Here is a 9964-nt window from a genome sequence, read left to right as displayed (position 1 = left end):
AAAACAAAGTTTTACTTCATAAACTTTATCACACAAACTTGTCACACAATATTTGTCACTCTGAAAGAGTCTCAAAATAAGTTACTCACAATTGCTGAGACGCTTTCAGCGGGACAAACTTTGGGGAAGTTGATTGTGGAATACTATTGTCAACTGTTTTTGCGCAAAGAAAATAACCATAAAATTGTCACTCTGAAAGAGTCTTTACGCAAGTTACTCACAATTGCTAAGACGCTTTCAGCGTGACAAACTATGAGGAGGTTTATTGTGGAGTACTATTGTCAAGTCATTTAAAAACAAAGTTTTACTTCACAAACTTGTCACACAATATTTGTCACTCTGACAGAGTCTCAAAACAAGTTACTCACAGTCGCTGAGACGCTTTCAGCGAGACAAACTGTGGGGAAGTTGATTGTGGAATACTATTGTCAACTGTTTTTGCGCAAAGAAAATAACCATAAACTTGTCACTCTGAAAGAGTCTCTACACAAGTTACTCACAGCCGCTAAGACGCTTTCAGCGTGACAAACTTTGGGGAAGTTGATTGTGGAATACTATTGTCAACTGTTTTTGCGCAAAGAAAATAAACATAAAATTGTCACTCTGAAAGAGTCTCTACACAAGTGACTCACAATTACTGAGACGCTTTCAGCGTGACAAACTGTGAGGAAATTGATTGTAATTTTAAAAACTTAAATCACCATCGTCAATTGAATTCTCTTTCTGTCTTCATCCACTTCAGTCACTTTTACGGTAACGTGTTGGTGTAGCTTCACAACCTCATTAACGTCGCTTACAAAGCCTGCTTTGAGTTGTGAGATATGTACCAAACCACTTTCCTTCACTCCTATATCTACAAAACAACCAAAGTTGGTAATGTTATTCACAATTCCAGGTAATATCATTCCTGATTTTACGTCTTTTATGGTTTTTACATTTGGGTCAAATTCAAAAACTTTTGCGGCTTTTCTTGGGTCTAATCCTGGTTTTTCTAACTCTTTGATGATGTCTTTCAAAGTTAATAACCCAATTTCGGGAGTGATGTAATTCTCTGGTTTGATTAAGGCTGTTTTTTCTTTATTGGCAATCAAGTCATTGACGGTCAATTTTAAGTCTTTGGCCATTTTTTCGACAATTTTATAAGCTTCTGGGTGCACCGCCGAATTGTCCAAAGGGTTTTTAGCATTCGAAATTCGGATAAACGCGACTCCTTGCTGGTATGCCTTTTCGCCCAAGCGAGGTACTTTTTTCAATTGTTTTCTGTCTTCAAATGGACCGTTTTCAGAACGATAATTTACAATGTTTTCCGCCAACTTCTCTCCTATTCCACTCACGTAGCTCAACAAATGCTTGCTCGCCGTGTTGATATTTATTCCAACCGAATTCACACAACGAATTACGGTACTATCCAATTCTTCTTTTAATTTATTTTGATCTACATCATGTTGGTATTGGCCTACGCCAATGGCTTTTGGGTCAATTTTTACCAATTCGGCCAAGGGGTCAGACAATCGTCTCCCAATCGAAACCGAACCTCTAACGGTTACATCATAATGTGGAAATTCTTCACGAGCAATTTTTGAAGCCGAATATACCGAAGCTCCAGCCTCTGAAACGATAAATACTTGCACCGGTTTATCAAATGCAATTTTCTTGATGAAGAATTCGGTTTCGCGGGATGCGGTTCCGTTTCCTATCGAGATCGCATCAATTTTATAGGCATTGACCATCGATTTTATCTTTTTCATCGCCATAGCCGTTTCATTTTGTGGCGCGTGCGGATAGATATTTTCATTGTATAATAAATCTCCTTTTTCGTCCAAACAAACCACTTTACATCCCGATCTAAAACCAGGATCAATGGCTAGAATGCGTTTTTCGCCCAATGGCGGTGCTAGTAACAACTGTCCTAAATTATTAGCAAAAACCTGAATCGAATTGGCATCAGCCTTGGCTTTTGCTTCTTGCAAGGCTTCATTAGAAATCGCTGGATTTAGTAGCCTTTTAAAACTGTCTTCAATGGCCAACTGCACATGTGGTGTACTCGCGCTCTGCCCTTTTAAAACCATTTCGTCAATAATAGTATAAGCATCATCAATATCTACTTCGACTTTAAACTTTATAAATCCCTCATTTTCGGCACGCAACATCGCCATTAAACGGTGCGAAGGCGCTTTGGTCAACGGCTCTGACCATTCAAAATATTGATTGAATTTTTGTGCTGCTTCGTCATCCTTTTTGGTTTTAACTACCTTAGTGGTAATCGTAGCTTTACGCTCGTACAAACGTCGCAGTTGCTTTCGAACATATATATTTTCATTAATCCACTCGGCTACAATATCACGTGCGCCTTGAAGTGCAGCTTCTTCGTTTATTACATTTTCGTTCAAATATTTAGTCGACAAGAAATCAACATCGTCTTTGCCTTGCGCCATTATTAATGTAGCCAAAGGTTCCAAACCGTTTTCACGCGCAACATCAGCCTTCGTTTTTTTCTTCTTTTTGAAAGGCAAATAGAAATCTTCCAATTCTTGTAAATCAAAACTTTTGTCAATTTTAGCAAACAAAGTTTCGTTCATGGCTCCTTGTTCCGTGATCGATTTCAAAATCGCTTCTTTACGCTTTACAATTACCTCATACTCCTTTTGAAGCTTGGCTATATTTTCGATCTGCACCTCGTCTAGATTTCCCGTAGTATCTTTTCGATAACGCGATATAAACGGAATAGTACAATCTTCTTGTAATAATTGAACGGTTTTTTGAATATTGATTGCTGCCGTAGCAACTGACTTGGAGATGAATTGTATGTTGTTCATTTTAATTTTTTTCGGACAGCTAAAATAATATCTTTGAAACTTAAATTAAGTTAAATGACGATTTTATTCTACTATTTTTTAATTGTAAATTTCTTTGGTTTTGCCATAACGGGCTATGATAAATACTTAGCTAAAGCGCAAAAAAGAAGAATTCCTGAGAAAACACTATTGAGTCTTGTAGCATTTGGTGGAACCATCGGTTCTGGAATCGCCATGTTGTTCTTTAGACATAAAACCGCAAAACCTTCTTTTTTACGGAAGTATTTTGGCATTGTACTACTGCAAATTTTTATAGGCTGGTTGTATTTCAAACAGTAAAAAAATCAAGAAATTAGCGTGACATCTCGTAATTTATCTCTTCTATACTATAAAATCTAAATAATTAGACTTGTTGATCACCTCAAAACTTGCATCTGGATAGGCTTTGGCGAAAGCCGTAGGAATCTTAACTTTTTTGTTTTCATTCCATTTAAACTCAAAACCTGCTAGCGCATCTGCTTTTTCTTCTAACCAATCTAATTCTTGCTGGTCATAGGTGCGCCAAAAATAATTTTTAGTATTCGATTTTTGATATTCTTGCTTCTTAATACGCTCTACAGCCAAATAGTTTTCCCATAAATCGCCAACATCTGTTCTTGATTCTAATCGGTTAAAGTTATTTATAATTCCGTTTCTAATGCCATTGTCATAAAAATACCAACGACTCGACTTAACAATTTCTTTTCGAAGATTACGACTAAATCCTTCTATTTTAAAAATGATAAACACCTTAGCTAATAAGTCTAAATAATTACCAACCGTATTTTTAGATAATTGCAATTGATTGGCTAACTCTTGTATCGAAACTTCCTTCCCAATCTGAAAAGCAATCAATCGAAGTAAATTATATATTTTATCGGCATGTTTTATCCCTTCAAAAACAAGGATATCCTTAAGTAAGTAGGAATTGATTATTTCAAATAAATACTCTTTTTTTTCCTCCCAATCAGGATATTGCATTAACTCAGGATAACTTCCAAAGAGCAGTCTTTCTTCTAATTTTTCTATGGTTTGCTTGTAATTTTCTTGGGTTGAAAACTCCAATTGTGCCATTGGATAAAGGTATAAAGTATTTTTACGACCTACTAATGGTTCACCTAATGTATTGTTTAAATCAAAAATAGAAGAACCTGTAGCTATAATTTTGATACCATCAATACTATCTACGATCAACTTTAAAATCAAACCAATTTCAGGGATTGTTTGGGCTTCGTCAATAACTAATAAATCTATGTTAGTCAATAAACGTTTGTAATTAACCACTGAACGCTCTTTGAGTAAATTAGCATCATTAATATCTTCACCGTTCAATTGTAAATAGGTTGATGAAGGAATATTTTCTAAATAATTTTTAATCAATTCTGTTTTACCCACACGTCGTGCACCTAGTAAAATCAATACTTTATTAGGTAGTACTTTTTTACTAAAGGAATCAAAAATCGCTCTTTTTACATAATTTTTCATTTCATCTGACTTATCAACAATAGCCAAATATACAATAAAAAACAGTAATTAAGTCAGTACGTTGATCAAATTAACGTTAATTCAGTCAGTGCGTTGATCAAATTAACATTAATTCAGTCAATAGAAAATAAAAAACGAGCTAAATTTAAAACTCAGCTCGCTCCTATTTAGGCTTTGGCCCGTATTTTATTTTCTAAAACTACTTATTGACAAGCAATTTTATTCACTCTATTTTGATGTCTTCCACCTTCAAATTCAGTATTTAAAAAAGCTTCAACAATCTCTACTGCTTGTGGTATTGATGTAAAACGGGCTGGAATACTAACAATATTAGCATCATTATGCAAACGTGTTAAAACAGCAATTTCCTTTGTCCAGCATAAACCTGCCCTAACTTTGGCGTGCTTATTAGCCGACATTGCAATTCCGTTTCCGCTTCCGCAAATAATAATTCCATAATCTGCTTTACCTTCTGATACATCTGTAGCTACAGGATGTGCAAAATCAGGATAATCAACACTATCTTCAGAGTCCGTTCCATAATTCGTAACTTCATGTCCTTTTGCGATAAGCATTTTAACAATTGCTTTTTTGTAATCTGGACCAGCGTGATCGTTTCCTATTGAGATCTTCATTTTATTGTATATTAAGTTGTGTGTTGCAAATTTACCAAAACTTAACCGGATATTGTAAAACCAACATTTGTTTATTTGTTAAATAAAAAACCAATCGAGAGCCTTGTCTTTGCTGTATCTACAACTATCTTACTATTAAATAATTACAAGTTATAAACAATTTTAATAAGTATATAACTCCTTGATAATCAATAAATAATTCGAAGCTAAAATGTTAAAAAATTAAATTGTTAATAGCAAAACTTAAATGCTTGATATTCAGTTAACCTTATGTTAATATAAAATGTTAATAAGTTCGGACAGAATTTTAGAAGTATTTTTTGGTTCTAAATAAAAAATAACTAATCCAAAACCCACTTTTAAAAACCTAATTTAGTTTGGTTAATTTTTAGAAAAGTTATTAATACTCAAACTAGGTTTGTCAACATAAATTTTAAAAATACTTATTTACAATTTGGTATTGTTTTAGTTTATCAACCATTGTTAATTAAGTTTTATTATTGATTTAAAACAAGTACTTTAAATACATTTTGGTATGTTAATAAGTCAATATAAAAGACCAAAACTTCTTTTCAATGCCTTTTTTCAAAAATTTATAGCAACTATTAACAAGCTATAATACCCATTAATAAATAATTTAAATTTAATTTTTCTTTTTGTTGTATTATATATGTGTTGACAACTTTTAAATTTGAAAACAAAAAAATTAAACGATTTTTAAATTGTTGTCGTACTTCATTTCTTGAAGAATTGTTTTGACAGTTGCAAAATCGTTTGGATGAATTTTAAGTTTGATTCCGCCCAAAGCTGTCGAATACATCGGAGCAAACGAAGACATGATTTCGTTTTCAAAAAAATACTTTAGTTCTTCCTGATCTAATCGATGTTTCAAAATTTCAATTTCATGAATGTAGTCAAAAACGGCAATAGTGATAAATGCTTCCATAGGTTTTGATTCTTTGTATAAAGATACAAACTATCTGTTTAAAGTTATATTTTGTTTAAAACTCACTGCTATTTTCTTATAACTGTTAACTATTTTGTAATTTTCAACTTTTAAGAAAAGATTTATGAGTAAAAGAATTAGAAAGCCGATAAAAAAAGAGAAAGATTTCTCAGATAAAATTATAAAAATACTATCGCAAAGTGCTAATAAAGCATTCAATTACAAACAAATAGGAGCAAAGCTTGAGCTTGATGATACCCAAAGTAGAAATCAAATTATCAAGGATTTAAAGATTTTAGCTTCCCAAAATAAGATTATTGAATCTGAGCCTGGAAGTTATTTAATAAAAGCAGCCAGTCAAGATTATTACGAAGGTAAAATTGACATGACCGGTCGTAAAACAGCCTATTTTGTATGTGCTGATTTAGAGGAAGATGTATTTATTCCAACCAATAATTTAAATCATGCACTGGACAAAGATACCGTGAAAGTGTATGTTTATAACCGAAGAAAAGGGAAACGTCCTGAAGGTGAGGTTATTGAAGTAGTTGAAAGAAATAAAACCGACTTTGTGGGTGTGATTGATATTCAAAAGAATTTCTCTTTTGTGTCAACAGCGAACCCAAAGATGTATACCGATATTTTTATTCCAAAGGATAAAATAGGGGATGCAGAACAAGGGGATGTGGTTTTAGTTCATATTGAAGATTGGCCTAAGAGAGCTGATTCTCCGTTTGGTGCTGTTATAAAAGTTTTAGGAAAACCGGGTGAGCACGATACAGAAATTCATGCCATTTTAGCCGAGTATGGTTTACCATCTGAATTTCCAATTGAAGTTGAAACCTATGCTCAAAAAATTGATACATCGATCACTGAAGCCGAAATTGCTAATCGTAGAGACATGCGTGATACGCTCACTTTTACTATTGACCCTAAAGACGCCAAAGATTTTGATGATGCCTTGTCCTTTAAAAAATTAGAAAATGGAAACTATGAAATAGGGATTCATATTGCTGATGTTTCGTATTATTTAGAAGAGGGAACGATACTGGATGACGAAGCGTATCAACGTGCAACTTCTGTTTATTTAGTAGATAGAGTAGTGCCTATGTTACCCGAAGTGTTGTCTAATTTTGCTTGTTCACTGCGTCCACAAGAAGAAAAATATACGTTCTCGGCTGTATTTGAAATCTCGGAGAAAAGTGAGGTTATTAATCAATGGTTTGGTCGAACAGTAATTTATTCAGATCAACGTTTTGCCTATGAAGAAGCGCAATACATCATAGAGACCAAAGACGATACGATTCCCGATGAAATTTCGATTACGGGTAGTTCGTATCAAGTTGCACCAGAAATTGTCTCAGCAACGCTTAAATTAGATGAACTAGCAAAAATCTTCCGTCGTAAAAGAATGCAAGATGGTGCGATCTCATTTGATAAAGTAGAAGTGAAATTCAATTTAAGTGAGGAAGGAGAACCAGAAGGTGTTTATTTTAAAGTTTCGAAAGATGCCAATCATTTGATTGAAGAGTTCATGCTTTTGGCCAATAAGAAAGTGGCTGAATTTATTGGAAAACAAAAGAAAACTTTTATCTATAGAATTCACGACGAACCTAATGAAGATAAACTGTTTGCTATGCAAGCTTTGATATCTAAGTTTGGTTATAAAATTGATTTCACACAAGGTTCTATTTCGCAAGCTTTGAATAAATTAATGGAAGACGTAAATGGTAAAAAAGAACAAAATTTAATTGATACTTTGGCTATACGTTCGATGAGTAAAGCCAAATATTCTACAGACAATATTGGTCATTACGGACTGGCATTCGATTATTATTCGCATTTTACTTCGCCTATTCGTCGTTATCCTGACGTAATGGTACACCGTTTGCTACAATATTATCTAGATGGTGCTAAATCAGCCGATGAAGAATTGTATGAAACCAAATGTTTACATTGTTCAACTATGGAAGGTTTAGCAACCAATGCCGAAAGGGATTCAATTAAATACATGCAGGTAAAATACATGCAAGATCATCAAGATCAAGAGTTTTTGGGTGTAATTTCAGGTGTGACCGAATGGGGTATTTATGTTGAAATTATAGAAAACAAATGTGAGGGAATGGTACGTATTCGTGATATAAAAGACGATTATTACACATTTGATGAAAAGCAATATGCATTGGTTGGAGCTACTTCAAACCAATTATTACAATTAGGTGACGAAATCTTCGTTAAAGTTAAGAATGCTGATTTAGTTAAAAAACAATTGGATTTCAATTTTATAAGAAGAAATAATGAACTAGTAAATTAAAAAACGATGAAAAAAGTACTGATTTTAGCAATTGCACTTGTTGTTCAAACAACATTTGCGCAAGTCACTAAAAGTTTGGGTGACTTTAATACGGTAAAAGTTTTTGATAAACTCGAAGTTAAGTTAATTGCGTCTAATGAAAATAAGGCAGTTGTTAGCGGCACTAGAGAAAGTGAGGTAGAGTTTGTTAATAAGAATGGAGAACTGAAAATACGAATGCCTTTTCCTAAATTACTGTCCGGTGATGCTATTTCAGTAAAATTGTATTTTAAAAGTATCGATGGGGTCGAAGCCAGTGAAGGTTCATTTGTAAGTAGTGATGCCACGTTCAAAGGGACCATTATGGATATCAGCGCTAGGGAAGGCTCACAAATCAATTTAGAGTTAGATGGTGTTCAAAAAGTCAATGTTAGGGCTGTAACTGGAGGCATTGTAGCATTATCTGGTAGTGCGGTAAATCAAGATGTAGTTATTATGTCTGGTGGTATTTTGAACGCAAAGGATTTAAAGAGCGCACAAATTTCAATAAGCGTTTCTGCTGGAGGAAGTGCCGAAATTAATGCTAGCGTACTTGTTGATGCCAAAGTGAAGGCAGGAGGTAGTATATACGTCTATGGAAGCCCGGAGCAAATTAATAAAGAAACCCTTTTTGGCGGAAAAATTATAGAAAAAAATTAAATTGCAGTCTTTTAGTTCAATACTAATTTCAATTATTAATGGTTAACGATATTTTATCAGGAATTCCTTGGGGGATTTTCTTAAGTTTTATGATAGGCCCTGTGTTCTTTATTTTACTCGAAACGAGTATTATAAAAGGATTTAGAGCGGCTTTAGTTTTTGATTTAGGAGTTGTGCTAGGCGATATTTTTTTTATAGGAATTGCTTATTTGGGAAGTTTTAGATTGATTCAAAGTTTAAAGGATAAACCCGCTTTATTTATTTTTGGTGGTATATTAATGCTGGCTTATGGTGTTATTTCTTTCATTAGTTTACGAAAAGAAAAGAAAATCAATACAGCCGAAATAGACAAAGAAATTATCAAGAAGAATTATTTAAGTTTGTTTGCCAAAGGTTTCTTCTTGAACGTTATTAACATTGGTGTATTAGGATTTTGGCTGGCCGTTATTATCTCTGTAGGACCAAAATTAGATATGGAAAACAGTAGAATGCTAACTTTCTTTACAGCAGTTATTGTTACTTATTTGTTAGTGGATTGTATAAAAATACTATTAGCTAAACAGTTAAAATCAAAGATGACGCCTACTAATATTCTAAAAATTAAAAAAGGAATTAGTATAGTACTGATGGTTTTTGGTGTAGTTTTAATCACTCAAGGTTGGTTTCCAGAAGAAAAAGAAATGGTTAAAAAAGCTTTACAAAACATAGAAAAACAGGAATAACATTTACAATATATTTTATGTAAACCGCTCAACTTGAGCGGTTTTTTTTATGTTTAAAAGTATAGTTGATTAATATTTTACCATTAATAAATTATGAAAAATTAAGTTTAATAAATGTAACTTATTATTTTAATCGTTTAATTTTTAGCAAATCTCTGAGTCTCCTTTGTGAATCTCTGCGAAACAATTCTCTACAAATTGTTACATTTCTTGATCACCTGTAATTGCTTAATTTTCAGCAAATCTCTGCGTCTCCTTTGTGAATCTCTGCGGAACAATTCTCTACAAATTAAACATAAAAAAAACCTCCAAGTTTCCTTGAAGGTTTTTGAGGCATCGTGCGGATTCGA

9 protein-coding genes are annotated in these 9964 nt (G+C 33.3%); 5 read left to right on the top strand and 4 right to left on the bottom strand.

Translation table 11 applies throughout. The annotated features are described in order from the left end of the window. A partial coding sequence (locus H8R24_RS18105) for a hypothetical protein (RefSeq protein ID WP_222617421.1) occupies window positions 1-246 on the top strand: 246 nt, incomplete at its 5' end. 446 nt (window positions 247-692) lie between these two features. Here the strand turns inward: H8R24_RS18105 and H8R24_RS17140 are convergent. Next, window positions 693-2816 (bottom strand): Tex family protein, encoded by a 2124-nt coding sequence (locus H8R24_RS17140; RefSeq protein ID WP_187021509.1) that lies wholly within the window; start codon window positions 2814-2816, stop codon window positions 693-695. A gap of 54 nt (window positions 2817-2870) precedes the next feature. On the opposite strand from H8R24_RS17140, the gene H8R24_RS17135 reads away from it, so the two are divergent. After that, window positions 2871-3134 carry a DUF1294 domain-containing protein gene (locus H8R24_RS17135; RefSeq protein ID WP_187021507.1) on the top strand — a complete coding sequence of 88 codons (264 nt, stop codon included), beginning with the start codon at window positions 2871-2873 and terminating at the stop codon, window positions 3132-3134. Window positions 3135-3176: 42 nt separating this feature from the next. Here the strand turns inward: H8R24_RS17135 and H8R24_RS17130 are convergent, their stop codons facing one another. The 3 genes from H8R24_RS17130 to H8R24_RS17120 form a co-directional block, all read right to left on the bottom strand. Beyond that, entirely contained in the window at window positions 3177-4319 is a 1143-nt protein-coding gene (locus H8R24_RS17130) for an ATP-binding protein (protein ID WP_187021505.1), read from the bottom strand. A gap of 203 nt (window positions 4320-4522) precedes the next feature. Next, complete coding sequence (gene rpiB / locus H8R24_RS17125) at window positions 4523-4954, bottom strand: ribose 5-phosphate isomerase B (protein WP_187021503.1); 432 nt, start codon at window positions 4952-4954, stop codon at window positions 4523-4525. Window positions 4955-5660: 706 nt separating this feature from the next. After that, window positions 5661-5900, bottom strand: a complete 240-nt coding sequence (locus tag H8R24_RS17120) for a DUF2007 domain-containing protein (protein ID WP_187021501.1) — start codon at window positions 5898-5900, stop codon at window positions 5661-5663. Between the two features lie 124 nt (window positions 5901-6024). On the opposite strand from H8R24_RS17120, the gene rnr reads away from it, so the two are divergent. The 3 genes from rnr to H8R24_RS17105 are packed head-to-tail and all read left to right on the top strand — an operon-like array spanning window position 6025 to window position 9614. Further along, a complete protein-coding gene (rnr, locus tag H8R24_RS17115) occupies window positions 6025-8214 on the top strand; it encodes a ribonuclease R (RefSeq protein WP_187021499.1) in 2190 nt (729 codons plus the stop codon). 6 nt (window positions 8215-8220) lie between these two features. After that, window positions 8221-8892, top strand: a complete 672-nt coding sequence (locus H8R24_RS17110; protein WP_187021497.1) for a head GIN domain-containing protein — start codon at window positions 8221-8223, stop codon at window positions 8890-8892. Window positions 8893-8930: 38 nt separating this feature from the next. Next, the gene (locus H8R24_RS17105; RefSeq protein WP_187021495.1) at window positions 8931-9614 is read left to right on the top strand and encodes a LysE family translocator; all 684 of its coding nucleotides are present in this window, start codon (window positions 8931-8933) and stop codon (window positions 9612-9614) included. Window positions 9615-9964 lie beyond the last annotated feature (350 nt).

Origin of the sequence: Flavobacterium muglaense (assembly GCF_014305155.1) — a bacterium.
Classification (GTDB): Bacteria; Bacteroidota; Bacteroidia; order Flavobacteriales; family Flavobacteriaceae; genus Flavobacterium; species Flavobacterium muglaense.
The sequence above is the reverse complement of the archived record's forward strand: the minus strand, read 5'-3'. Positions and strand labels throughout refer to the sequence as shown.